Origin of the sequence: Rhodococcus sp. NPDC056743, from assembly GCF_042790355.1 — a bacterium.
GTDB lineage: Bacteria > Actinomycetota > Actinomycetes > Mycobacteriales > Mycobacteriaceae > Rhodococcus_F.
This window is the reverse complement of the sequence record NZ_JBHTZI010000011.1, coordinates 229,236-253,747: the sequence shown is the minus strand read 5'-3', so window position 1 is coordinate 253,747 and position 24,512 is coordinate 229,236. Positions and strand designations below refer to the sequence as shown.

Below are 24,512 nucleotides of genomic sequence, written 5' to 3'. Positions count from 1 at the left end.
CCTACCGAAAGAAGAACCTTCAATGGCAATCCTCAAAGCGAACCTCGAACTGTGCCAGGGCTATGCAAATTGTGTGGTCGCGGCGGACGACGTCTACGACATGGACGACGACGGCGTCGTGGTGTTGCTCAAGACCCGTGTGGACGAGTCAGACCGCCAGCGCGTCGAGACTGCCGCGAAGAGCTGCCCTGCCAACGCCCTCTGGCTGGAGGACGAGTGAGCGGCGGGGTTCTCATCGTCGGGGGTTCCGTCGGCGGTATCCGTACGGCCCGGGCGTTGCGTAATGAGGGCTACGCCGGGGCCGTAACGGTCGTCGAGGCCGAGCCGCACTTGCCGTACGACAAGCCGCCGCTCTCGAAGGTGCCGCTCGACGGCGATGCGCACGTGCCGCTGCTCACCGCCGAGGAGGCGAGTGAACTTGACATCGAACTCGTGTTGGGCAGTGTTGCAGTCGAATTGCGGGCGCAGACCAACCAGCTGGTACTCGCCGACGGCACAGTTCTCGACTTCGACGAGCTCGTGATCGCTACTGGCGCTGCCGCTCGGCCCTCTCCGTGGGTCGGTCCTGGTGTACATGTACTCCGCACTCTTGCAGACGCTCGCGCACTGCGTGAGAGCCTCGAGGGTGCAGTGCACCTGCTTGTCGTCGGTGCCGGATTTATCGGCGCGGAGGTCGCCTCGCTCGCACGTAAGCAGGGCATCGATGTCACTATTGTCGATCCGGCACCCATCCCGATGGCTCGCATTGTCGGAGTTGGACTGGGAGAACGTCTTTCGGACCTGCATCGGGTACACGGCGTGGAGACGAAATTCGGCACCACCGTCAGCACGCTCGATCGTATCGACGGTGGTCTGCGTGCGAAGCTCTCGGACGGTTCCGAATTCTCCGTTGATGCCGTCGTTGTGGGAATCGGTGCGGTTGTGAATCTCGGGTGGTTGGAGTCCTCGGGCCTGACGCTCGACGACGGTGTTGTGTGCGATGAATACGGCCGCACACCCGACTTTGCGCACATCCACGCCGTTGGGGACATCTCGAAGTGGTACCAGCCGAGGCTCGGCAAGTCGGCGCGCGTCGAACACTGGACCAACGCTGTTGAGCAAGCAAACGCGTTGGCTCACAATATTGTTCACCCAGAACATCTCCAGGCGCACGATCCCGTGGCCTATGTGTGGAGCGATCAGTACGACTGGAAGATTCAGTTGTTCGGAACCCGTGACACCACGGCCGATCCGCTAGTGGTGGAGCAGTGTGATCCACTGCGGGTGGCAGCGATCTGGCAGGACTCCGATGGCCGGGCGAGCGGCGGATTCACCGTCAACTGGCCCAAAGCGTCGGTCCAGCTCCGGCGGACTATCGCTGCCGGAGGCCCTGCTGCCGCGGTGTATGCGCAGCTTTCAGCTCCGGCGGTGAAGCGATGATGTCCGTGGAGCTGGACGAACTACGCGAACTAGTGGCGGAGGGCTGCCGGGTTTTGGCGGCTCGCCAACTAGCGCCCGGCATTCTCGGGCATATCAGTCATCGAATCAACGAGACGAAGCTGCTGGTTCGGTGCCGTGGCGCGCAAGAGCGCGGATTGGCACATACAACGGCGCAAGATATTCGGTTGGTCGAATTGACCGGCGAGCCAGGAGCTCCCGGGGAACTCGACGGCTACACCGTGCCTTACGAGCTGCCGCTCCACAGCCGGGTGCTCATTGCTCGCCCCGATGTCATGTCGGTAGTACACGCGCACCCCGCCAACGTTGTGGCGGCCGATCTCGCTGGGCTTCCCATCCTGCCCATCGTGGGGGCCTACGATATCCCGGGGGCCGTTCTGGCACACGGGGGAGTGCCCGTATTTCCCAGGGCTGCTTTGATTCACAGCCCTGCGCTCGGTGACGATGTCGCTGGTTCCCTGGGCGATCGACCAGTAGTTGTCATGCGCGGGCACGGCCTCACGTCCACCGGTACCTCGGTGCAGGAGGCGGTGCTTCGTGCCATCTCGGTCGACACGATTGCGTCGCTGTCGTTGGCCGTCGTCTCGGCGGGCGGCACGCTACGCCCGATCAGCGCACAGGACCTTGCGGACCTGCCGAACCTGGGATCCGGCCTCAATCTGGGCGCCGCGTGGCGGCACGAGGTATCCCGGCTCGGCTGAGAACGAAACCCGGAACCAGTCGCAATACCTAGTGTGGCCGCTCACTCCAAGGAGTGAGCGGCCACAGATCGTCAACGCATGCTCGTCGACGGGACTCCGTACTTGTTGACCGGCGCATGGGCGACGTCTCCGTCGCGCAACTCCCGAGTCCAGGCCGCGAATTCCAAGAGAATGCCGTCGGGGTCGAAGAAATAGATCGACCGAACGTAGGTCCCATCGTGTACGTCCCGCGTGACGCCACGTTCGCTGTCGTCGTGGTTCAGCAGCGGACCGGTCACGATGCCCTTGGACTCGAGTTTGGCCTTGTACTCGTCGAATTTGTCGACCGGGATCTTGAACGACACGTGATTCATCGACGCATGGGCGGTCTCGAATTCGAAACTGAGGCCGGGAATGTTTGCCGCCGAGGCGATTCCGGGAGCACGTTTAGGTGCATTGCGGAACCAGAAGAACGCCAAGTACTGGCCGGCGCCCATGTCGAAGAAGAAATGCTGGCCGCCGTCGGGTAGTGCGACGGTTTTCGCCAGCTTCATGCCCAGGATGTTGGTGTAGAAGTCGACGGTGCGCTCCATGTCCTCACATACGAGGGCGAGGTGACACACTCCGCCGAGTTCGAATTCCGTGTTGGTCAACGCTTCTCTCCTTTGCAGGCTGTCTGGGTGTGTCTCTGAGTTCGAGTTGTGATCCAGCAATAAGTGCAACTGCGCCTAGACGTTGAGCTTGCCCAGCCTCAGTACCTCGCGATTGCCAGTGCACCAGCGCTGGATTGCCCGTACCGCGCTGATTCTCCATCCGTCCTCGCAGCGCTGCAGACGCATGTCGTACTGGCCGCCGGAGGTCCACATGGAATCCCCGGAGTTGTTGGGCTTGACGTGAACTGCCACTACTTGGGAGATGCACCAGGCTTCGTCGCCGGAGCCGCTCACCATGTGCCCGGACACCAGGTGTTGTGTCGCGTCCAGATTGCCGAGCAGGCGCTCGGCGTTCTTGATGTACACCGCACGTGGAGTGTCTGTCGGAGGGCCACCGAACAGGTCGCCGTAGTCGAGGGTGATCGACTCGGTGAACACCGTGTGGAGGTCAGCCCACTGGCGCTCGTCGATCAAATAGGTCATCTTCGTGCAGGTTTCGATGATTGCCGCTCGATCGTCGGCAGTGAAGGTTTTGTCGATCATTCAGTGTTCTCCTTCATGTGCAGGTTCTAGAGGGCGCTGGCTGACAGCTCCGGTCGCGAGAAGGGTTTCGATTTCGGCAGCGTCGATGCCCCAATCACCCAGAACTGCACGGGTATTCGTGCCGGGACCAACGCCAGGCGGTGGGATGTGGGAAGGTGTGCGGGAGAATCGGGGGGCCGGAGCCGGCTGGATGACACCGCCGACCTCGACAAAGACGTCTCGCGCGAGGTTCGCCGGATGCTTGGTGGCTTCCGTCGGCGTGAGCACCGGCGCGAAGCAGGCATCGGTGCCTTCGAGTAGATCGCACCACTCTTGCTGGGTGCGACTGGCGAACAGTTGGGTGAACCCGGCACGCGCCGATGCGTCGTCGGTACGGTCGAGAACTACGCCCAGGCGTGTACACAGATCGTCGTAGAACCGAGACTCGAGAGCACCGATCGTGACGAATCGGTGATCGGCTGTCTCGTATACGTCGTAGTAGGCGGCACCGCCGTCCAAGACGTTGGAGCCGCGCTCCTCGGACCATTCCCCAGAGCTGATGAGTTCGTGGATCGCGGTGGTGAAGAGCGCAGCTCCGTCTACGATGGCGGCATCGATTACTTGGCCCCGACCCGACGACTTAGCTTCGAGTAGAGCGCTGACCACACCGAGAGCGAGAAGCATTCCGCCTCCGGCGAAGTCGCCGACCACATTGCCGGGCGGAACCGGCCGATCGCTCGGGCCGATGCCGTGGAGGGCACCGGCGAGTGCGATGTAGTTGATGTCGTGACCGGCGGTCTGGGCCAGCGGACCTTCTTGGCCCCAGCCCGTCATACGCCCGTAGACCAGGCGTGGGTTTCGCGCTGCGCAGGCCACCGGGCCGATGCCGAGGCGTTCTGCAACGCCGGGGCGGAAACCTTCGATCAACGCATCCGCACTCTCACACAGACGCAGGAGTGTTTCCACGCCCGCAGGATTCTTGAGGTCGAGCGCTACAGAGCGTCGGCCTCGGGCAACAGGTTCGTGCTCGACGAGCGCCTCGGTGCGGGGGCCGACGCGATCGATGCGTACGACGTCCGCGCCGAGATCCGAGAGCAGCATGCCGACGAAAGGCAACGGACCCATTCCCTGCAGTTCCAGCACGCGAATCCCGGCCAGTGGTCCGCTCAACGTGCGGCTACCTGCTCGGTGAGCCTCACGTCGGCGGGCTCGACCGTGCGAATCAGTTGAACGAGGTTATCGAGCAGGCGCCCAATGAGTTTCGTGCTACCCGAGTCGGTGAGAACACCGTCTTCGAATCGGGTGTGCGCGCGAGTGACGAAGACCTCCGGACTGTTCACCACATGGGAATCCGTTGCCACAAACGACTGGCGCAGTTGGGATTGAGCTCGTGCCGTACCCAAGATGCTCGGCGATGCGCCCATCAGGGCGATCGGCTTGCCCTCGAGTCCGGAGTTGCCCGGAGGCATCGAGATCCAGTCGAGTGCATTCTTGAGCACTCCGGGTACGCCGTAGTTGTACTCCGGCGTCGCGATGACTATCGCATCGGCAGCGCGAACCGCCGCCTGGAGTTCGGCCACGGCTTCCGGTGGGCCCAGGCGGGCCTGGTCCTCGTTGAACAACGGAATTTCCGCAAACCGGGGGAACTGGTAGATATCCAGTTCATCCGGGCTCAGGCGGATGACGTTGTCCAGCAACAACTGATTGTAGGAATCTGTCCGAAGGCTGCCTACTATCGCAACTGCGCGGAGCTTCCGGGGGCGGGTCACATCACTGGTCATTGTCGAGGGCCTTTCTCACTGCTGTTGGGGTCGTAGTTCGCGGGGAAGACCCAAAACCCGTTCTGCTATAGCATTTTTCATGATCTCGTCGGTTCCGCCGCCGATCCGCATCCCCAGTGCGCCCGTGAGCAGTTCGGTCCACGGGTTCGCAAGGACCCCGTCCGGACCGAGGGCACGTAGCGCAGTGTCTGCCGCGAGGTACTGTCCGTCTGTCGAGAGCAATTTCGTGATGGATCCTTCCGGTCCCGGAGCGCGACCTTCGCCGGCCGCTGTGCGCAGTCGGAGCTTCAGGATGCCGAGGATGTGCTGGATCGTGTACACGTCGGCAAACTGCCGGTGAATCGCCGGGTCAGCGGGGTAGTCGTTGGTGTGCAGAAGTTTCATCAGTGGTTGCGCGCCCACCATTTCCGGTTCGAGCGAGTAGCGCTCGGCCATCAGGGTACTCATCGCTACTTCCCACCCCTGGCCGCGCTTGCCGAGGACCGCGTCGTCCGAGACCACCGCGTCGTCGAAGAAGACCTCGTTGAAGGTATGCGCTCCCGTTGCCTGCTTGAGCGGTCGAACCGTCACTCCCGGTTGCTTCAGGTCGATGAGGAACGCGGTCAGGCCATGGTGGCGGGGAGCGTCCTCGCTGCGGGCAATGAGGTAGCCGAAGGACGCGTACTGAGCGTAGGACGTCCAGATCTTCTGCCCGTTGATCACCCAGCCGTCGGCAGTCTTGCGTGCGGTGGTTCGGATGGCGGCGAGGTCGGATCCGGCGTCCGGCTCGGAAAACAGCTGGCACGACAGTTGCCGGCCGGACAGAAGTGGCAGGAGGTGCCGCTCGCGCTGCTCGGAGGTGCCCCACTGGGCGAGGGTCGGCACGACCATTCCCATGGTGACCGATTGAGCGTCGAGTGGTAGCCGGTATCGGCCCTCTTCCTCGGTGAACAAGAGCTTGTGGGGGATGCTACCGCCTGAGCCGCCGTACTCTTTCGAGACGCCGACGCCCGCCCAGCCTTCTGCGTGCTTGTGGGCCTGCCAGGCAAGTGACTGTTCTACGTGGGCAACGGATTCGGTGCTCGAGCGAAATCCGAAGACGCTCAATCGTCCCGTGTCCGGCTCTTCGAACGCAGGTGCGTTGGTCGCAAGCCACGCTGCGGCCCGTTCCCGGTAGGCGACGTCATCTGGCGAATCAGAGAAATCCATGGGTGCTCCTAGCGGGTCTCGGCGAGCAGAAGTCGGACGGCAACCGCGTCGCGGTGATCGTCGGAGCTTCCGAGTGTCAGTGCGCGGCTACGGGATCGACGGAAATGCAAGTGAGCATCGTGTTCCCAGGTGAATCCGATACCGCCGTGGGTCAAGAGATTCGCCTCGGCGGCCTGGACGTAGGTGTCCGAACACCACGCCTTCGTCATCGACGCCACCAGAGTGAGTTCTTCGGTCGCGCCTTGGTCGGCGAGCCAGGCAGCGTGGTACAGCAGTGAGCGCGCTCCCTCGACCTTGACGAGGACGTCGGCGCAGCGGTGCTTGATAGCCTGGAACGACCCGATCGCTCGCCCGAATTGTGTTCTGGTCTTCGCATATTCGACGCAGTCGTCGAGGCAGGCCGCAGCGCCACCTACCTGCTCGGCTGCCAATGCGATGGTCGCGAGTGCGAATGCACGCTCGACCTTGTCGGGGTCCGGAGCGCCGAGTCGAACGGCGGGGGTGTCGTCGAATCGGACCCGGCTCGACCGAGTAACCAGGTCGTAGGCCGGAGCGGCAGAGTCGGCTGGGACATCCAGATCGGCCCGCTGAACAGCGAATAGGTCTGTGCCGTAGGAGGTTTGCGCCGGCACGATCAGGAGATCTGCAGATTCGGCATCGATGACTGCTTCGGCGACACCGGTCAGGCGTCCGTCATCGCTGGCGTGGACCGGAAGGTTTGCCATCGAATGGACGCCGACGGGTAGTGCGAACGTGGCGATCAGCTTGCCGCTGGCGATGCGGGGAAGGTATTCGGCGCAGGCCGGCCTGTCGCCGCTTGCGAGCATCGCGGTCGAGGCAAGGCCGATACTGGCGAGGAATGGCGAGCGGGTGAGACGTCGACCGAACTCTTCCAGGATGATTGCGAGTTCAACCATTCCTGCACCGGCACCGTCGAATTCGACAGGAATCGGTACGGACATCAAGCCGAGTTCGTCTGCCGCCCGGCGCCACATTGCTCTGTCGAAGGGGAGGTCGGAGTCGATCAGCTGGCGAGCCTGCTGTCGATCGGACGTGTCGAGGAATCGGCGTACGCTGTCGCCGAGGGCGGCTTGTTCTGGGGTGAAACCGAATTGCACGATAATCCTCCTAGGTGAGAAGGTCAGCCATGAGGCGAACCGCCTCGGGCTGTCGGGTCATGAGTGACATGGACGTAATCGGCGCCGATGTCCAGGGTTCGATCAGTTCCTTGATTCGCTCAGGCGGGCCGCACAGCGCGATTTCGTCGACGAGATCGTCCGGTACCGCGGCGATCGCTTCTTCCTTGCGCCCGGCCAGATACAGATCTTGAATCTTCTCTGCGGCATCCGCGTAGCCGTACCGGCAGGCGACGTCGTTGTAGAAGTTCTTTCCGCGAGCGCCCATTCCACCGACGTAGAGCGCAATGCTCGGCTTGACCTGGGCGCGGCACTCGGCGGCGTTGTCCCCCACGACAACATCGAGGATCGGGCACAGGTCGAAGTCGGGTCGAGGAGTGAACCCGGAGGGAAGGATGGCGTCGTACCGGCGCGGCGAGAAGAATACGGGGAACCATCCGTCGGCAATGTCGCAGGCCAGTTCGATGTTGCGCGGCCCGATCGCTGCGAGATAGATCGGGAGGTTCTCGCGGTGGGGATGCAGAATCATCTTCAACGGCTTGCCCAGACCGGTGCCGTCGCTTCCCGTGTAGGGGACGTCGTAGTACGTGCCGTGGTGCTCGAGGGGCGCTTCGCGGCGGAGTACCTGGCGGACTACGTCGACGTACTCGCGGGTTCGCTTCAACGGCTTGCCGTAGGGAATGCCATGCCAGCCTTCGACGACCTGCGGTCCGGACATGCCGAGACCGAGTCGGAATCGGCCGTTGGAGAGATGGTCCATAGTGGCGGCGGTCTGCGCGGTGAGTGCGGGGGAGCGTCCGGCCATTCCGAGAACTGCTGTGCCGAGGCCGATTCGGGACGTGTGGCCTGCCAGCCAGGCGAGGGGTGTGACACCGTCCGATCCGTAGGCCTCGCCGGACCATACGCAATCGAATCCGACGTCTTCTGCAAGTTGCACGAGATCCAGGCAGTCATCTCTTCCGGAGCCCCAGTATCCGAGGTTCAGGCCCAGTTTCATGACGTCCTCCAAAAAACGGATGCGGGCAGGGATGATGTGCCGCCGATGGGTGTGGGCACATCACACTTGCCCCGCTGATGTGTGGTGTATCACGAACCGTATCAGATTCTGGTGTGCAGATTGAGTTTCTGCAATCACTTGTGTCGTGTTCAATCTCGTGGGATGCTCAGACGGCGCCGATCGCACTTCGAGGTGTTTTGATCGCGCCGATCGTAGTGTGCGCCAACCGAAACCGGTTGGCCATGCGATCGCCATCCCAATTCCCCCTAGGTGACGAGTCGCAGCCGAACAACGGTTTCGAGGGCTCGGTTGCCGTCTGATTGGAGTCCTTATCATGGCCGCTGATAGCCCAATTGTCGTTTCCAGGCCTGCTCCGGGAGTTCAGCAGATCACGTTCAATCGTCCCAGCCGACTGAACGCGCTCAATCCCGACCTGATCATCGAACTCACCAAGGAGCTCGACGCACTGGTGCGTGCCGACGACGTCAAGGTCGTCGTGCTCACCGGCTCGGGCCGGGCTTTCTGCTCGGGTGCCGACTTGTCGGGTGAGGTTTTCCCGACGGGCGTCGAAGGTGACCCGAATCGGCACTGGACGGCCGTTCAGTCGTGGTACTCCGGCGTTATCGCCAAGCTGCGCCGGATTCCCCAGCCGGTAATCGCGGCGGTCAACGGGCCGGCCGTCGGCGGCGGCTTCTCGATCGCGATGGCAAGTGACATCCGGTTGGCTGCGCCGGAAGCGTACTTCTCTGCAGCGCAGATCAATATCGGCCAGTCGGTTTCGGAAATGGGTGCCAGCTATCTGCTCCCACGGATCATCGGCGGCCGGGCAACGGAGATCCTGATGACCGGCCGGCGGGTGCAGTCCGACGAGGCTGAGCGCATCGGCTTCGTCAGCCGAGTATGCACCGGCAACGTCGTAGACGAGGCTGTAGAAATCGCTGAGATCCTTGCCGCCAAGGCGCCTTTGGCCCTGCGGATGTCGAAAGAGGCACTTAATGCCTCTCAGGAAATCGGTAGTCTCGAGGCCGCATTGGCGATGGAGGACCGCACCCAGGTGGTCTGCGTTCTGAGCAAGGACCTGGCCGAGGGAGAACTTGCCTTCCGCCAGAAGCGCAAAGCCGTCTTCTCCGACGCTCCCGTCGTGGTCTAGGGGATGTCGGATGAGTGAAAATTCGAGCAACGCCACAGTCTCTCGATTCGACATCTACCTGGACACTTCGCCGAGTGCGGCGTCAGGGTGGACGTTGGAGACCGTCCGGGAGCCTTCCCGACTGTTCGGCGCGAACGGTGTGCGACTTCATGCGGACGGCAGGCTGTGGATCTCAGAGCTTGTCGGAGAACATCTTTCAGCGTGGGATGCGGACAATGACGTCCTCTCGAATGCCTCGCCGATGGGGTCTGAGCTCCGCGGGCCCGACGACATCGCCTTCGATTCCGAAGGGATCGTGTACGCCGCCGAAACGATGAACGGGCGAATTACCGGTCTGCGCGCAGACGGTACGTACTTCGTGCTGGTCGACGAATGTCCCGCGGTGAACGGGATCACCGTCGATCCCGTGACCGACAAGCTGTACGTCGACGAGATGCGCGAGGGCGGCCGTGTCCTCGAAATCGACAAGCATGAGCGAAACAAGGTTCGCGTTATTGCCGAGAACCTGGATTGGCTCAATGCCTTGGAGATGGGGCCGGACCGGCGACTGTACATGCCGCAGGTATTTGCGGGCACGGTGCTCGCGGTGGATCCGGAATCCGGCGCTATCGAGACAGTGGTCGACGGTCTCGCGCATCCGACAGCGGTCAAGTTTGCACCCGACGGGCGTCTGGTTGTCGCTCAGGCGAGTATCGGTGAGGTCACGGCAGTTGATCTGAGCACCGGTGAGTGGACGCGACTGGTCAGTCTCGAGCCCGGCGTCGACAATTTCGACATCGATGAGCGCGGATACATCTACGTCTCCAATTTTGTGGAGGCGAGTGTGGCGCGGTACTCGATGGAGACCGGTGAACTCGACAAGGTTCTTTCAGCAGGTTCATTTCTGGGTCCGTACCAGATTGCCAGCGCTACCGAAGGTTTCGTAGCAGCGGATCACGGGAGCGTGTGCCGTGTCGACCGTGAAGGCAACCTCGCGCGGCTCAGTCGACTGCTTCTCGACCAGCCGTTTGTTGCCGTCGGTATCGCCGAGGTCGGGGGCGTCCTGGTGGCGCTGACCCAGGCCGGCGAAGTGTTCCGTCGAGACGACTCGGGGGACTGGGTCAAGATCTACGGTTCGCTCGACGGGGCCAACTCCGAGTACTTCGGCCAGGATTCAGACGGGGTCAATGCCATCGGTGTCGGCGACGGTCGGTTGTTGGTCGGGATGCGACACGGCGATGTCGTGGTCCTGGAACTGGACGGCACCGTCACATCCCGAAAGCCGTCGGGTCTCGCGACGATCACCGGGATTTCCGGAGACGGTAGCGCAATCGTCGTCAGCGACGAGACTGCAGGATCGGTGCTCGTTCTCGGTGAGGGAGAACCACGCATGCTGAACGGATTCAAGCGACCGCAGGGTGTGGCGCTCACCGAAGACTATGTCGTTGTCGCCGACCAGGGTGAGCGGCAGATCGTCTGCGTGAGCCGCGACGGTGAGCGACGCGGGGCAGTGGCAGTGGATCTCCCACTCGGGCTGCCCCGACTACAGGCCGATGACGGTCGCCGTTCGTCGGTAACCATCGACAAGGACGGGTCGATCATCGTCGGATGCGACGGTGACGGGAGCATTCGCCGCCTCGTCCGCAACTGAATTCCTTCAGGAGAACACATGAATCTTGCTGGACCACTGAGGTACTGGGCGCAACGAGACCCGGATCGCATGGCGATTGCACTAGGCGATCACGAATTCACGTGGGCAGAACTGGACGATCGCACCTCGAGGCTCGCGCAAGGACTGCGCGGCCTCGGGGTGGGGCTCGGCGATCGAGTCGCGACGCTGGTACCCAACTGCATAGAGTTCTGCGAAACGGTATTGGCGTGCTTCAAGATTGGCGCGACGTTTGTGCCACTGAACTACCGACTCGCTCCGGCGGAGCTGGCCGAAATCATCGAACGCAGCGGTACGACGGTGATCGTTGCAGACCGCGCGATGCTCGACGCACTCCTCGGGTGCGGTGAACAATCGGTCGATCGGCTTCGGCGGGTCGTGACAACCTCGGCCCGAGCCGACGAGGTCTTGTTCGAGGAACTTGTCACGGAATCGGTGCCCGAGGATCCACGGGCGCACTTCGCGGGCGAGCACCCAGCATTCATCTGCTACACGTCGGGAACGACCGGTGCGCCCAAGGGTGCGGTTCTCAGTCACCGAAATGTACTCGCGGCCTGCTCCGAGCGGATCGCGATCGATGCCTGGAACTGGACGGACAGCACTTACTTCCCCTACGCGCTCGCGTTCACCGGCGGATTGATCGGGATGTGGATGCCCCTGTACTCGGTGGGTGGTCAGACTGTTCTCGACGCCGAGTTCGATCCGGGCCGGACGCTCGAGGTCTTTGCGGAGCGCGGTATCACCACGTTCATCGCTGTCGGATCGATCCTGGAATCAATCACGCAGGCAACAACTTTCGAGACGGTTGATCTGTCCAGCTTGCGGACGCTCGGTACCGGTGGTCAGGCAATCTCTGTTGCGATGCTGCAGGCATTCGGGCGTCGAGGTCTACACGTGTGCCAGGGCTACGGTCTGACCGAATGCGGAGGATTGAGTCTGGCTCTGCCTGGTGCGATGGCGGAAGCGAAGTTGGGTTCCACCGGTATCCCGACGCCGCAGACGACGACACGGGTGGTGGACGGGTTCGGTGAGGACGTGCCGGTGGGCGAGGTCGGCGAGCTGCTGCTGCGCGGGCCTCAAGTCATGGAACGTTACTGGGACGATCCTGCGGCGACGAAAGATGCGTTTGTCGACGGTTGGCTGCGCACCGGCGACCTCGTGAGGCAGGACGAAGACGGGTACTTCTACGTCGTTGATCGTGCCAAGGACATGCTGATCTCGGGGGGCGTCAACATCTACCCCGCAGAGATCGAACGAGTGCTCGCTGGCTATCCCGGAATCCTCGAATTGGTGGTGATCGCGGCCCCCGACGAGAAGTGGGGAGAGGTGCCGGCGTTGATCGCACGACGCGCCGAAGGGGGTCCGACGGCCGACGACCTGATCGAGTACTGCCGTCAGCGATTGGCGCGCTACAAGGCGCCCAGATACGTCCTGTTCCAGGATGATCCGCTCCCTCGTGGAATGTCCAACAAAGTACACAAGAACGAGGTTCGTCAGCGGGCTCTGCAGCTGCTCGGCCTCACGGCAGACCAACCCCGGACCACGGTATGACGGCCAGCTCGATCATTGGGCGGTATGTCGGGGTGGCGATCGCCGTTCCCGACCTCACCTCGGCGGTCAAGCAGTATTCGCGCCTGGGCTTTGTACTGTCCGATCTCTCGTATCGCACCGAATGGGGTGCGAAGGTAGCGACATTCGGCTTTGACGACGGGAGCTATCTCGAGCTGATCAGTGGGGTGGACAGCAGCAAACGCAACGGAGCCGCGATCGCCGCATTCGTCGAACGCTTCGGTGCACGTACCTATTTGTCATGCTATGACGTGGACGATATCGGAGCCGCCTACGATCGCGTTCGAGAAGCCAGGATCAATGTCCTGGGCCCGCCGCAGCTCGCCCCCGAATCGGTGGGGGAGCGTGCCGAGATGTTGTGGTTGAAACCGGCGGCGATGGGGGGTGCGTTCACTCAACTCCTCCAACTTCACGACGGTCCAAGGAAATTCGAGAAGACGACGCCCACTACCAGGCCGTTCACCCAGGTGCTCGTTGCCTCCGATTTCGATCCGATTGTTGCGACGTTGACCGGGCTCTGCGCGATCGCGAACCCGCCGTACGACGTTCCGGAATGGGGACTTTCGGCGACGGTGTTCGAGCTGGCCGGTGACACCAACATCGAAATCAGTGTCCCGACCGATACGACGCGGCCTCAAGGTGCAGCACTGCAGCGTGCCCTCGATTCGGGTCGGTCCGGCCACTACATGACCACATTCGAGGTCGACGACGTCGATCTGCTGGCGGAGCGGTTCGCCACTGCCGGGGTCAAAACCCTTGGTCCGCCTACTGATTCACCTATGCAGTCTCCTTGGGGGCCGTGCCGTCAACTCTGGGTACACCCAGCCGAATCGCCAGGCACATTCATTCAATTCCTGACCAGGCTCTCCCGTTTGGCAGAGCCGCATTCCTGATGGAGGCATGAGAAACTCGTGACGCAGCTATCCGAGATCGAGACCACGTTCGTTGGTCTGGCCGCGCCGGGGCAGTCCCGGGCGGGCGCCGGTGGATGGCCTTGCCAGGGCGTCTACCACCGCCCCCGGGGAGCGCGGCCGAAGGTTGCCGTGATTGCAACCCACTACAACGTCGACTTCTCCCAGCACTACATTGCAGAACATCTGGCGGCACGTGGATACGGATTCTTGGGCTGGAATACCCGATTCCGCAACGATCCGCTGCACTTCCTTCTCGATCGGGCGCTGGTCGATATCGGAGTCGGAGTGCGGTGGCTCCGTGAGGAGATGGGCGTCGAGACGGTGATCATCCTGGGAAACTCCGGGGGATGCTCACTGATGGCGGCATACCAGTCTCATGCAACTACGCCGAATGTTGTTGCGCTGACAGGGATGCGACCCGCTGACGGACTCGACGACCTCGTCGCGGGTGACGCGTTCATCGCGCTGGCGGCACACCAGGGGCGCCCCGACGTGTTGACCAGTCAACTCGACCCCGCAGTCATCGACGAGAACGACCCCACACTCATCGATCCTGAACTGGATCTGTGGAATCCGGAGTTGGAGCGGCCTTTCACTGCCGAATTCCTTACTCGCTATCGCGCTGCGCAGCGCGACCGCAATGCGCGGATCACCGCGTGGGTCAAGTCGGAACTGCGACGCGTCGCGGCTGCCGGCCAGCGCGATCGAGTTTTCACAGTTCCGCGGACGTGGGCGGATCCACGGTTTGTCGATCCGACCATCGACGGCAACGAGCGTAGGCCGGACTGGTGCTACCACGGTGAGCCCAAGCAGTCGAACGGCTCGACGTGGGGCCTGGTGACCTCGTGCACGCTGCGCACCTGGCTCTCGATGTGGAGTCAGGAAACCTCGCAGTGCAACGCCGGCCCGCACTTGGCGAACATCTCGGTGCCGAGTTTTGTCATCAACGGCTCAGCCGATACCGGAGTGTTCCCGAGCGACGCAGCGGCACTCTTCGATGGACTCGCGTCGATCGACAAATCTGCCGTCGAGATGCCCGGTGATCACTACTTCGACAAGCCCACCGATACCCGCTCGGACGTCGCTGACGTGATTGCCGAATGGATCGAAAAGCGCTTCCAGCTATAGCCCTGAGTGCTCGTAGTGCATCTGTAGAGCAATTCCCTACCGGTACCCGGTTCCCTGGGTACCGGCGTCGACATCACTTCTGTGAGAGGAACCGATCTATGAGATTTCCAGGCGTCAAGATATGCGGTGCCGCGGTGGTATTGGCACTGGCGGTAACCGGATGTGGTGGTCAAAGTGTCGCATCCAACGGTGAACTCGCCACCCTCGATGCTTCTGCCGCGAACCCTTCCGGTCATCTGCGGGTGGGGTACTTCCTTCCTCCCCGCCCGGTCGATCCGTATACGGTCCCCTCGACCGTCGCAGCATTTCCTTACCTGACGCCACTCTACGATCGCCTCACCCAAATCGTGAACGGGGAGAACGGGTCCGAGCTCGCCCCGATGATTGCCACGGGATGGGAATTCGGGCCGGACGGACGATCCCTGACTTTCAAGCTTCGTGACGACGTCACTTTCTCCGACGGTACGGTCCTCGATTCTGCGGCGGTGAAGGCATCGTTGGAACGCGCGAGAAGTTTGCCGGGATCGACTGTCGCCAGCTATTTCTCGATGGTGTCGGACATCGAAACTCCGGACGCGTCGACGGTGACAATACGAACGAATCGCCCGGCTTCGGATCTCCCGTACGTACTGTCGGGCGTCGAGGGAATGCTCATCAGTCCGAAGGCTGTCGGCAACCCTGATCTCGACGTGCGTCCCGTCGGGTCCGGCCCGTACGTCCTGGACACTCTGCGCGTCGGCGACTCGGTGTCGTATGTGCGTCGGGACGGATACTGGGACCCGTCAGCGCAACTCCCGGAACGGATTACCATCACGGGATTTGCGGACGGCAACGCACGCATGAACGCGCTACGTTCAGGCCAGATCGACCTCGCGTACGCAATGCCCGGCGACTACACCCAGGCATCGAATCTCGGTCGTGGATTCGGGTTCTACTCATACCCGCCGTCAACCGCTTACGTCGTCAATGTAAACACCAACTCCGCCAATATGGCTCGTCCGGAGGTTCGTCAGGCGATGAACTTCGCGATCGATCGGGACGGGATCAACAAATCTATCCTGCACGGTCAGTGCATGCCCAACCCGCAGGCCGCGACGCCAGGGCAGGTCGGCTTCCTCGCGGAACCGCCGATCCGGTACGACTTCGATCCTGAGCGTGCCCGCCAGATCCTGGAAACGGCAGGCGTCACCAACCTCGAGATCGACATGATGGCTCCTGCCCGAGTGTCACCGGTGGTCGAAATCGCGACTGCCGTTCGCTCGCAGTTCGAGGCCATCGGGATCAAGGTCAACTACCAAGAGGTTGATCAGGCAGAAATGAATACACGATTCACCCAAGGCGACGCCTACGACGCGGTTCTCAACGGCCGAGTGCCGCGGCCGAGTTCGCTGCAGTCGTTCCAGTACTGGTACCGTTCGCCGGCGCTGTTCCCCGGGCCGCGCCCGGCCGGTTTCGACGAAACTCTTGACCGTGCTTTCGACCCGTCCCTCACAGCGGATCAGCAAGCTCGAGCTCTCGAGGACGTAACGTCGATCGCGACCGAGCAGGCGATGAACGTCTTCATCTGCGCTACACCGACGCAGTTCGCATTCTCCGACAAGGTTATCGGAGCAACCGATATGGCAATGTCCCATATCCAGGGCATCCCGGATCTGCGTCATGTCGGTATCGCGAAGTAGACCGGGCCACTAGGTAACCTACTAGCTCACTTGCCGCAGCGAACAGAACTGATTTGACGTTCTGTTCGCTGCGGCATTTCCTGTGCGCGGATCAACATTATCCGTCTGCTCATGCTCAGGATGGCGGAATACCTTGCGGAACAGTGCGTGCCGCTGTGCTGGACGGGGTGTGAGCGGACGGACTCATGATCCGTCTCGGTGATGGTGATGGCGCGTGACGATCGGTCAAGGGTACAAATGTGGGGTCCAATCGACGACGAGCTCGTCATCGATCGGACCCCGGAAGCGTTGCTTCTCAATCTACTTGCTGCGGCTGAGCAGCCTGATCTTTCGAGTGGTGCCGGTGCCTTCCAAGGCGTCACGAAGGCCGTCGCCGAACGTCGAGAATGCCAGAACGGTTGCGACGATCATGATCGCGGGGGCGATCAATGCGGTTGGTGCTGTGTAGACGTTGTCGAACGCGTCTCGCAGCATGCTGCCCCAGGATGTCTGCGGCGACTGAACACCGAGTCCGAGGAAGCTCAATGATGCCTCGGCGACAATGGCGACTCCTGCGGAGAATGTGAGCTGCACCAGAATTGGGGACGCGGCGTTGGGAAGTACGTGACGCCACAGTAGGCGCCACTGGGAGCAACCCAGTGCTCGGCACGCTTCGATATAGGTTTCGGTAGCGACTGACTCGGCGGCGCCGCGAGCGAGGCGGAACAGCGAGGGGGCCAGAACAATACCGATCGCAAGCATCGCGTTTGTCAGGCCCGGTCCCAGGATGCCGACGATCGCGATGGCCAGGATCAGGGGCGGCAACGACTGCAGAGCATCGGAAATCCGAGACAGCACTGTGCTGACTGCGCCTCCGACGAGTCCGGCGAGCAATCCGAACGGGATCCCCAATACCGCGGCGACACCGACGGCTTGAACGATCGCGGCTAACGTGACCGACGCTGCATCCAAGAGTCGGCTGAGCATGTCGCGGCCGTAGATGTCGGTACCCAGCAGGTGGGATCCACTCGCAGGGGCGAAGCTGTTCGACAGGTCCTGCGCATTAGGATCGTAGGGCGCGAGCACGCCACCGAAAGCGGCCAGCAGGATGACGAAGACGAGGAACCCCAACGAGACCATCGCGAGTCGATTGCCTCGGAGCAAACGAAGCGGACGACTGGTGGTCCAGAAGTGAACAAAGGGATTCGGTGGACGTGTCACATCGGCAACGGTCTTGTCGTGCATGATGATCGGCCTTTCAGACGCGGACGCGGGGATTGAGGTAGCCGTAGGTGGCATCGACGAGCACGTTGATCAGCACGATGAGCACCGCGCAGAGCATGACGATCCCGAGGATCACCGGGACATCGCGAGAGAACACGGAGCTCACGGCGAGGGTTCCCAGCCCGGGAAGGGCGAAGACGAACTCCACCGTCACCGCTCCGGCCAGTACGCGTGAGACCTGCAGTCCCAGAACCGTGATAATCGGAATACCAGCGTTCTTGAGGCCGTGTTTTCCGATGATGGTGCTCCGCAGCAACCCTTTTGCGCGAGTGGTACGAATGTAGTCCTTGCCCAATACGTCGATGAGTGAGGCACGGGTCTGCCGGGCAAGTTCGGCGGCCGAGATGGCCGCAATCGCGATGGCCGGAAGGATCAGATGCTGCAGCCACACACCGGCTCCGTCAGCCAACGGCGCATATCCGGTGGCAGGGAAAATCGGGCTGAGGATTGCCAGGGGGATCACCAACGCCAGCGCGACGATGAACGGCGGTACCGCCATTGCGACACTCGAGAGCACTGTCAGAGTCCGGTCCAGCCACGAGTTCGGATGCACCGCAGCGAAAATTCCCGCGGGAAGCCCGACAGCTACCACGATCAGCATGGTGACGAGTGTCAGCGAGAGTGTGACCGGAAGGCGTTCCCCGAGAATGTGTACGACGCTCTGAGTGCTGTACAGGGAGGTTCCCAGATCTCCGGTCAACGCTCCACCGAGCCATTCGAGATACCGCATGATCAACGGTTGATCCAGGCCGAGTGCCTGCCGAGTCTGTTCGATCTGTTCGGGGCTGGCATTGTCACCGGCCAGCACGGCCGCAGCGTCGCCTGGCACGAGATCGACCATCGCGTAGACGAAGAAGCTGACGAGCAACAGCATCGGGACAGCCGACGCGATTCGCTTGACGATCAGGTTCAGCATCACAACTCCTTCACAGTGCCGGAAATTGCTGGGCCCGCAACGGCGTCGGTTCGTAGATCGAGAAACTGCGCCCGCGGATCTGGGATCGCTTGCAACAACGTCTTGGTATACGGGTGCTGAGGATCGGTGAAGACCTGCTCAGTGGGGCCGGTCTCGACGATGACGCCCTTGAGCATCACCGCGACCCGGTGCGCCAAAAACCTGACCAGCGACAGGTCATGCGAGACAAACACATACGCTAACCCTCGCTCACGTTGCAGGTCGATGAGCAGGTTGAGGACCTGAGCCTGAATCGATACGTCCAGTGCGGCCACCGGCTCGTCGCAGACGATGAAATCCGGCTCTGTGGACAGCGCACGTGCAATGGCGATGCGTTGCAGCTGGCCGCCGGAGAACTCGCGTGGATACTTGTCGAGCTGGTCGGCCCGAAGTCCGACCCGCGTCAACAGCGCAACGACAGCGGCATCGCGATCCGCTCCCTTCAAACCACGGTGGATCGTGAGCGGCTCTCCCACTGCAGCGCGGATCGTCATGTGCGGATCGAGGGACGAGAAGGGATCTTGGAAGATCATCTGTGCCCGTTGACGGAACGTTCGCAGCTCCGTCTTCGACAGTCCGAGTACGTCCTGGCCGTCGAACTTCACGAAACCTGAGTCCGGCTCGATCAATCGCAGTGCAAGTCGACCGACGGTGGATTTGCCGGCGCCGGATTCTCCGACGATTCCCAGAGTTTCACCGCGCTCGACGGTGAACGAGACATGATCGGTCACCGTGGTGCGTTCTCGTACGCGTCCGAGCATAGTGCGCTTCGACGGATAGGTTTTCACCAAATCTGACACTTCGAGTAGCGGGTTCATCCTGTGATTCCTTCCAGCAACAGATCATTCGCGCGCACGCACCGCACTGCACGAACCGATTCGCTCGACGCGTTCGACGCAAGCGGAATTGTTCCGGATTCGCATTCCGGCCTGGTGTGAGGGCACCTGGGCGCAAACCGGCACGACTGCGACCAGTCCCACGGCGCCGGTACTGCTCCCGGAATCGCCTTCAGCGGGGCCGATCGGTCGCGGTGGTCGGGAATCGCGTCGAGCAACCCTTGGGTGTAGGGATGCTGCGGGGAAAGGAACAGGTCCCGAACCGACGCGGACTCGATTACCTGGCCCGCGTACATGACGTTGACGGAGTCACACATTTGTGCGACGACGCCGAGGTCATGGGTGATGAACAGAATGGAAACGTCGAACTGCTGCTGCACTTCTCGCATCAAGTCGAGCATCTGCGATTGCACAGTTACGTCCAACGCGGTGGTCGGCTCGTCGGCGATCAGTAGCTTGGGTTTGCACACCATGGCGATCGCGAGCATCACACGCTGGCACATTCCTCCGGAGAACTCGTGTGGGTAGGCACGGGCGCGTATCGCCGCGTTGTCGATTCCCACCGCATCGAGCATTTCCACCGCGCGCGCCCAGGCAGCTTTCCGTCCCACCCGATCGTGCCGGCGCACCACCTCCGCGATCTGGGATCCGACTGAGAAGGCGGGATCCAGGCTGCGCCGGGGTTCCTGGAAGATCATCGACACCTCCGTGCCGCGGACGTCAGCCAGTTCGCGGTCGGTCAGACCGACGAGTTCTCGTCCGGCTACCCGGATCGACCCGGTTACTCGCGACGTCGCTGCCGGCAACAAGCCCATTGCCGCAAGCGAAGTCACTGTTTTGCCGGACCCGGATTCTCCGACGACGCCGACAATCGAGCCCGCCGGTGTGGACAGATCGATTTCGTCGACGACGCGGGTCCATCCATGGTCGGTGATGAAATCTACCGACAAGCCTTCTATATGCAACACCGGTTCTGTTTCGGTGTGCGCGGATATCCCGTTCTTATCGATATCGATACTCATGCAACAACTCCCGAACTCTGTGGGTTTGTATCCATTGGCCACCACGGGCCTGCCGCCTCGATGGGTTTGCTGTGGACCTGGGAATCGAAATGCGTAGCAGTGCGAGATATTTCGCATACGTACATCAAAGTAGTCAGGTGCGGTGTCGAACGTCAATAGCGAAAGGACTTGAAGCGGGTCCGTTGATCGTGAAGGATTTCGCTCGCTGAGCGAGCGAAATCCTTCACGATCGGAGTGGCTGAACATGTTTGGTGTCAATTGAGCTGCGGCCGTGAGACTTCCGCTGACCTCGACCAGGGAAGTTTACTGCTCTTGCTGTGTCGCAAAAAGATTCGTGGTGCGGTGTCCAGTGGCGCGTCAGATGCGGCGGAATTCTGTCCGGAGTTGCCGCTGTCGAATTCGACCGGTGTCGACTTCTGTATCGACTGACCGGTCATAGTTCTCGGTTTCGCTTCTGCTTACGTAGGGATACGACAGTCTTTGTATGCAGAAATCGCTAGTTTGACGCTCTATGGTCAAAATTTGCGATAGATTGTGTACAATCTGAATTGTCTGGAGCTTGGTGAATCCCGGTTTCGGCGTTAGGTGGCGGGTGGTGCGTGTCTCGGGTTGTGAAGTCCGATTCGCGATATGTCATGACGGCGAATATTTCTCGTCGACATGGCCGGAACCGGCGAGGTGTTGCTGTCGAATCGGGCTTGTCGGTTGCGCGCTCCCGGGGCACGGCGTTCGGCAGAGAGCTTCTCTGCAAGGGGAAATTTGTCAGCATTAGGCCAGGTTGAGTGACTAAAAGAATTGCCTTAGCGATCGCTAAGATGGTCTTGACTTGACGGCCTGTGTGCCTGTTCAATGCTCAGGACCACAGTTTCGGTGTGGGTCAGGTCACAACCCGAAGGGACGTACTGAAGATGTTGAGGAAAGCTGCTCCAGCCCTCGCAATCGCCACGATGCTCACGTTGACTGCTTGTGGAGGGTCGGCCGGTGGAGACTCCGCCAGTACAGATGGGGTCAAGACCGGAAAGGGTGTCAGCGACACCGAGATCAACCTCGGGATCCTCACCGACTACTCCGGTCCGATCGCTCAAGCGGCAACTTCCGGCTCGATCGGCCTGGAGATCAAGCTGGACCAGGTCAATGCTGCCGGCGGCATCTGCGGGCGTCAGATTGTTCTGCACAAGATGGACACCAAGTTCGACCCCCAGGTCACCACCCAGCAGTACCGGGCCATCGCGAACAAGGTTGTGATGATTCCGCAGGTGATGGGTACGGCCCCGCTGATGGCTATCAAAGACAGCATCGCGAAGGACGACATCCTGACCTTCTCGGCATCGCTCAACTCGTCGTCGCTCAAGCTCGAGGATGTCTCCATCTACACCCCGCCGTTCGAGGTGGAGTTGATCAACGGCCTTGTCTGGGCAGCTCAGAAGATCGGCGCCAGCGCAGCCAATCCGCTCAAGGTCGGCGTCGTCGCGGCCGCGGACGAATACGGAACGACCTACGCTGGTGCGGTCGAGTTTGCCGCGACGCAGATTCCCGGCGTCGAGGTTGTCTCCAGTCCGACGTACAGCCCCACGGACAATGACTTCACCGCGCAGGCTACGGAGCTCAAGAACTCCGGTGCGCAGGTCGTAATGCTGTCCAACACCATGGCTCAGACGCCCGGTTTGGTCGGTCAGTCTGCCCAGCTCGGCTTCAAACCGATGTGGGTCGGTTACTCGGGATCCTGGAACGCAGCACTGGCAAAGCCGCTCGCGGGCCTGATCGACAACTACTTCATCGCCTCCAGCTACGGCGCTCTGAACGATGACGTCCAGGGCATCAAGGATATGAATGCCGCCTTGGCGGAGTACGCGCCGGACGAGAAGCCGAGCAACTTCCAGGTCGCCGGCTGGCTGAGCGGTGTGGCTACCGTGGCAGTGTTGGAAAAGGCATGTGAGAACAAGGATCTCACCCGTGAGGGTGTTCTGGCGGCGGTGCAGGACCTCGATATTGATTTCGGTGGCATCCTGCCGGCTGTCAACCTCGGCACCGGTGACACGATTGTCAGCTACAAGAGTCGGATGAACAGCATCAACGCTGACGGCCTGCTGATCCCGATCACTGACTGGGCCGAGACCGATCAGGCTCGCGCCTGGGGCGAGGCAAACGGTTTCTGACAGCAGGAGGTCGGAGGCCGTTCGACCGATCTGAGCTGTCAGCGCTTCGCAGACACCTCCGGATGTGCATGACGGGGCTGAAAATGGGGTCCCTTCGTCTCGATGTGGGACGGCGTGTCCTGGTCTTCGCGTACCTCCGGGGGTGTTTGTCGTATTTGATCCCGATGTTTCCGACGATGCGATTCGCCGTCCATCGGATTGCTTGCTCGGATTCCCGGTGTGATCGCTCTACCGGAGAATTTTCTGAGTGAATCTCGTAGATGGGACGTACTTGGATGTCTTTCCTGCTTGATTTCTGAAGCCCTGCCCGTATTGCGGTTACCTGCATGTTTGGCAGAAGTTCTTTCTGCACAGAGAAACTTTGCAGAATATATGCAGCTAGAAATGCTCGTGTTTGGAACTTAGCGATCGATAGACAGGCCTTGACTAGAAGGCCGCGGAACTGTTCAATGCACAGGAGCGCCGATTTGATGTGCGTCAGGTCACAGAGTGAAAAAGAGGCATTTGGATGATGTTGAGGAAGACGGTTCCGGCAGTCGCGGTCGCTGCGATGCTCACGCTGACCGCATGCGGTGGGTCGGGCAATGGAGACACCACGAGCTCCGGCGGCGTCAAGACTGGTGTCGGCGTAACTGACACCGAGATCGATTTGGCGTTGCTCTCCGACTACTCCGGTCCTATCGCCCAAGCAGCTACCTCGGCCACGATCGGCACACAGGTGCAGGTGGACGCGGTCAACGCCGCCGGGGGCGTCTGCGGCCGCAAGCTGGTTCTGAACAAGGTGGACACCAAGTACGACCCGCAGGTGGCAACGCAGCAGTACCGCGCTATCAACAACAAAGTGCTGATGATGCCGCAGCTGATCGGTACTCCGGCGATGATGGCTCTCAAGGACAACATCGTGAAGGACAACATGCCCACCTTCGCGTCCTCGCTCAATACTTCTGCAATCAAGCTCGACAAGGTCTCCATCTACACCCCGCCCTTCGAGGTGGAGCTGATCAACGGCCTCGTCTGGGCCGCACAGGAGGCCGGCGCAAGCGCTGCCAACCCGCTCAAGGTCGCTGTCGTCGCGCCTGCGGACGAGTTCGGTGAGGTCTACTCCGGTGCGGTCAAGTTTGCTGCCGGGAAGATCCCCGGCGTCGAGATCGTCGCCAGCCCGACATATACGGCCACCGATAACGACTTCACGGCGCAGGCCACCGCGTTGAAGCAGTCCGGCGCTCAGGTTGGGGTCCTGGCCAACACCATGGCCCAGACCGCAGGCATCGTGGGCCAGTCCGCCCAGCTCGGCTACAAGCCTCAGTGGGTCGGCTACTCGGGCGCCTGGAACGCTGCGCTGGCCAAGCCGCTCGCGGGCCTGACCGACAACTTCTTCGTTTCCGCCAGTTACGGCACGCTGAGTGACAACGTCCAGGGCATCACCGACCTGAAGGCGGCGCTGGCGCAGTACGCGCCGAATGAGCAGCCCAGCAACTTCCAGGTTGTCGGTTGGCTCAGCGCCGTGGCAACCCAGGCAGTGCTCGAAAAGGCCTGTGAGAACAAGGACCTCACTCGCGACGGTGTGCTTGCGGCGATGGAAAACCTCGAAATCGATTTCGGTGGCATCCTGCCCGCCGTCAATCTCAAGGACGGCGACTCGATCGTCAGCTACCAGACGCGGATGAACCGCGTCGGGGCTGATGGACTGACGGTCCCGGTCGGAGACTTCCAGGAGTCTGAACAGGCCAAGGCCTGGGGCGCCGCGAACGGCTTCTAACTGGATTCCGGAATGCCCGCCTCCGCAAGGCTGCGGGCA

Annotated in this window: 22 protein-coding genes; 11 read left to right on the top strand and 11 right to left on the bottom strand. The window is 61.6% G+C overall.

Features of this window, described 5'->3' with window-relative positions:
• Nucleotides 1-22: 22 nt before the first annotated feature.
• From ACFRFQ_RS25540 to ACFRFQ_RS25530, 3 genes are read left to right on the top strand one after another with little or no spacing between them, the layout of a single operon-like run.
• Nucleotides 23-220, top strand: coding sequence for a ferredoxin (locus tag ACFRFQ_RS25540; protein ID WP_378663971.1), 198 nt, complete (start codon nt 23-25; stop codon nt 218-220).
• Nucleotides 217-1,419: an NAD(P)/FAD-dependent oxidoreductase gene (locus tag ACFRFQ_RS25535; protein ID WP_378663968.1), complete on the top strand. Its 1,203-nt coding sequence runs from the start codon at nt 217-219 to the stop codon at nt 1,417-1,419. The genes ACFRFQ_RS25540 and ACFRFQ_RS25535 overlap by 4 nt, the downstream gene beginning before the upstream one ends.
• A complete protein-coding gene (locus ACFRFQ_RS25530) occupies nt 1,416-2,138 on the top strand; it encodes a class II aldolase/adducin family protein (RefSeq protein ID WP_378663965.1) in 723 nt (240 codons plus the stop codon). Before ACFRFQ_RS25535 ends, ACFRFQ_RS25530 begins: the two co-directional genes overlap by 4 nt.
• A 71-nt stretch (nt 2,139-2,209) precedes the next feature.
• Here the strand turns inward: ACFRFQ_RS25530 and ACFRFQ_RS25525 are convergent, their stop codons facing one another.
• The 7 genes from ACFRFQ_RS25525 to ACFRFQ_RS25495 all read right to left on the bottom strand — a co-directional run bounded on the left by ACFRFQ_RS25525 (nt 2,210) and on the right by ACFRFQ_RS25495 (nt 8,394).
• Nucleotides 2,210-2,770, bottom strand: a complete 561-nt coding sequence (locus tag ACFRFQ_RS25525; protein ID WP_378663962.1) for a VOC family protein — start codon at nt 2,768-2,770, stop codon at nt 2,210-2,212.
• A gap of 75 nt (nt 2,771-2,845) precedes the next feature.
• The gene (locus tag ACFRFQ_RS25520) at nt 2,846-3,313 is read right to left on the bottom strand and encodes a nuclear transport factor 2 family protein (protein ID WP_378663960.1); all 468 of its coding nucleotides are present in this window, start codon (nt 3,311-3,313) and stop codon (nt 2,846-2,848) included.
• Nucleotides 3,314-4,462: a CaiB/BaiF CoA transferase family protein gene (locus ACFRFQ_RS25515; protein WP_378663957.1), complete on the bottom strand. Its 1,149-nt coding sequence runs from the start codon at nt 4,460-4,462 to the stop codon at nt 3,314-3,316.
• A complete protein-coding gene (locus tag ACFRFQ_RS25510; RefSeq protein ID WP_378663954.1) occupies nt 4,459-5,073 on the bottom strand; it encodes an NADPH-dependent FMN reductase in 615 nt (204 codons plus the stop codon). The genes ACFRFQ_RS25515 and ACFRFQ_RS25510 overlap by 4 nt, the downstream gene beginning before the upstream one ends.
• 15 nt (nt 5,074-5,088) lie before the next feature.
• Nucleotides 5,089-6,261, bottom strand: coding sequence for an acyl-CoA dehydrogenase family protein (locus tag ACFRFQ_RS25505; RefSeq protein ID WP_378663951.1), 1,173 nt, complete (start codon nt 6,259-6,261; stop codon nt 5,089-5,091).
• 8 nt (nt 6,262-6,269) lie between these two features.
• Nucleotides 6,270-7,379, bottom strand: a complete 1,110-nt coding sequence (locus ACFRFQ_RS25500) for an acyl-CoA dehydrogenase family protein (RefSeq protein ID WP_378663948.1) — start codon at nt 7,377-7,379, stop codon at nt 6,270-6,272.
• Between the two features lie 10 nt (nt 7,380-7,389).
• Nucleotides 7,390-8,394, bottom strand: coding sequence for an LLM class F420-dependent oxidoreductase (locus ACFRFQ_RS25495; RefSeq protein ID WP_378663946.1), 1,005 nt, complete (start codon nt 8,392-8,394; stop codon nt 7,390-7,392).
• 334 nt (nt 8,395-8,728) lie between these two features.
• Between ACFRFQ_RS25495 and ACFRFQ_RS25490 the strand changes: the two genes are divergently transcribed.
• The 6 genes from ACFRFQ_RS25490 (at nt 8,729) to ACFRFQ_RS25465 (ending at nt 16,482) form a co-directional block, all read left to right on the top strand.
• Nucleotides 8,729-9,544: an enoyl-CoA hydratase/isomerase family protein gene (locus tag ACFRFQ_RS25490; protein ID WP_378663943.1), complete on the top strand. Its 816-nt coding sequence runs from the start codon at nt 8,729-8,731 to the stop codon at nt 9,542-9,544.
• 10 nt (nt 9,545-9,554) lie between these two features.
• A complete protein-coding gene (locus ACFRFQ_RS25485; protein ID WP_378663940.1) occupies nt 9,555-11,174 on the top strand; it encodes a hypothetical protein in 1,620 nt (539 codons plus the stop codon).
• Between the two features lie 18 nt (nt 11,175-11,192).
• The gene (locus tag ACFRFQ_RS25480; RefSeq protein WP_378663938.1) at nt 11,193-12,743 is read left to right on the top strand and encodes a class I adenylate-forming enzyme family protein; all 1,551 of its coding nucleotides are present in this window, start codon (nt 11,193-11,195) and stop codon (nt 12,741-12,743) included.
• Nucleotides 12,740-13,654 (top strand): VOC family protein, encoded by a 915-nt coding sequence (locus ACFRFQ_RS25475; protein WP_378663935.1) that lies wholly within the window; start codon nt 12,740-12,742, stop codon nt 13,652-13,654. The genes ACFRFQ_RS25480 and ACFRFQ_RS25475 overlap by 4 nt, the downstream gene beginning before the upstream one ends.
• An 18-nt stretch (nt 13,655-13,672) precedes the next feature.
• On the top strand, nt 13,673-14,803 hold the full coding sequence (locus tag ACFRFQ_RS25470) for an alpha/beta hydrolase family protein (protein ID WP_378663932.1): 1,131 nt from the start codon (nt 13,673-13,675) through the stop codon (nt 14,801-14,803).
• 98 nt (nt 14,804-14,901) lie between these two features.
• Complete coding sequence (locus ACFRFQ_RS25465; RefSeq protein WP_378663929.1) at nt 14,902-16,482, top strand: ABC transporter substrate-binding protein; 1,581 nt, start codon at nt 14,902-14,904, stop codon at nt 16,480-16,482.
• A gap of 300 nt (nt 16,483-16,782) precedes the next feature.
• Here the strand turns inward: ACFRFQ_RS25465 and ACFRFQ_RS25460 are convergent, their stop codons facing one another.
• Genes ACFRFQ_RS25460 through ACFRFQ_RS25445 form a run of 4 tightly spaced genes read right to left on the bottom strand, consistent with a single transcriptional unit; the run spans nt 16,783 to nt 20,558 of the window.
• Complete coding sequence (locus ACFRFQ_RS25460; protein WP_378663926.1) at nt 16,783-17,706, bottom strand: ABC transporter permease; 924 nt, start codon at nt 17,704-17,706, stop codon at nt 16,783-16,785.
• Nucleotides 17,707-17,719: 13 nt separating this feature from the next.
• Entirely contained in the window at nt 17,720-18,661 is a 942-nt protein-coding gene (locus ACFRFQ_RS25455) for an ABC transporter permease (protein WP_378663923.1), read from the bottom strand.
• On the bottom strand, nt 18,661-19,518 hold the full coding sequence (locus ACFRFQ_RS25450) for an ABC transporter ATP-binding protein (RefSeq protein ID WP_378663920.1): 858 nt from the start codon (nt 19,516-19,518) through the stop codon (nt 18,661-18,663). The genes ACFRFQ_RS25455 and ACFRFQ_RS25450 overlap by 1 nt, the downstream gene beginning before the upstream one ends.
• Nucleotides 19,515-20,558, bottom strand: coding sequence for an ABC transporter ATP-binding protein (locus ACFRFQ_RS25445; RefSeq protein WP_378663917.1), 1,044 nt, complete (start codon nt 20,556-20,558; stop codon nt 19,515-19,517). Before ACFRFQ_RS25445 ends, ACFRFQ_RS25450 begins: the two co-directional genes overlap by 4 nt.
• 908 nt (nt 20,559-21,466) lie before the next feature.
• On the opposite strand from ACFRFQ_RS25445, the gene ACFRFQ_RS25440 reads away from it, so the two are divergent.
• Both ACFRFQ_RS25440 and ACFRFQ_RS25435 read left to right on the top strand, forming a co-directional pair.
• The gene (locus ACFRFQ_RS25440) at nt 21,467-22,714 is read left to right on the top strand and encodes an ABC transporter substrate-binding protein (protein ID WP_378663914.1); all 1,248 of its coding nucleotides are present in this window, start codon (nt 21,467-21,469) and stop codon (nt 22,712-22,714) included.
• Nucleotides 22,715-23,222: 508 nt separating this feature from the next.
• Nucleotides 23,223-24,473, top strand: a complete 1,251-nt coding sequence (locus ACFRFQ_RS25435; RefSeq protein ID WP_378663912.1) for an ABC transporter substrate-binding protein — start codon at nt 23,223-23,225, stop codon at nt 24,471-24,473.
• The last annotated feature ends 39 nt before the right edge of the window (nt 24,474-24,512 follow it).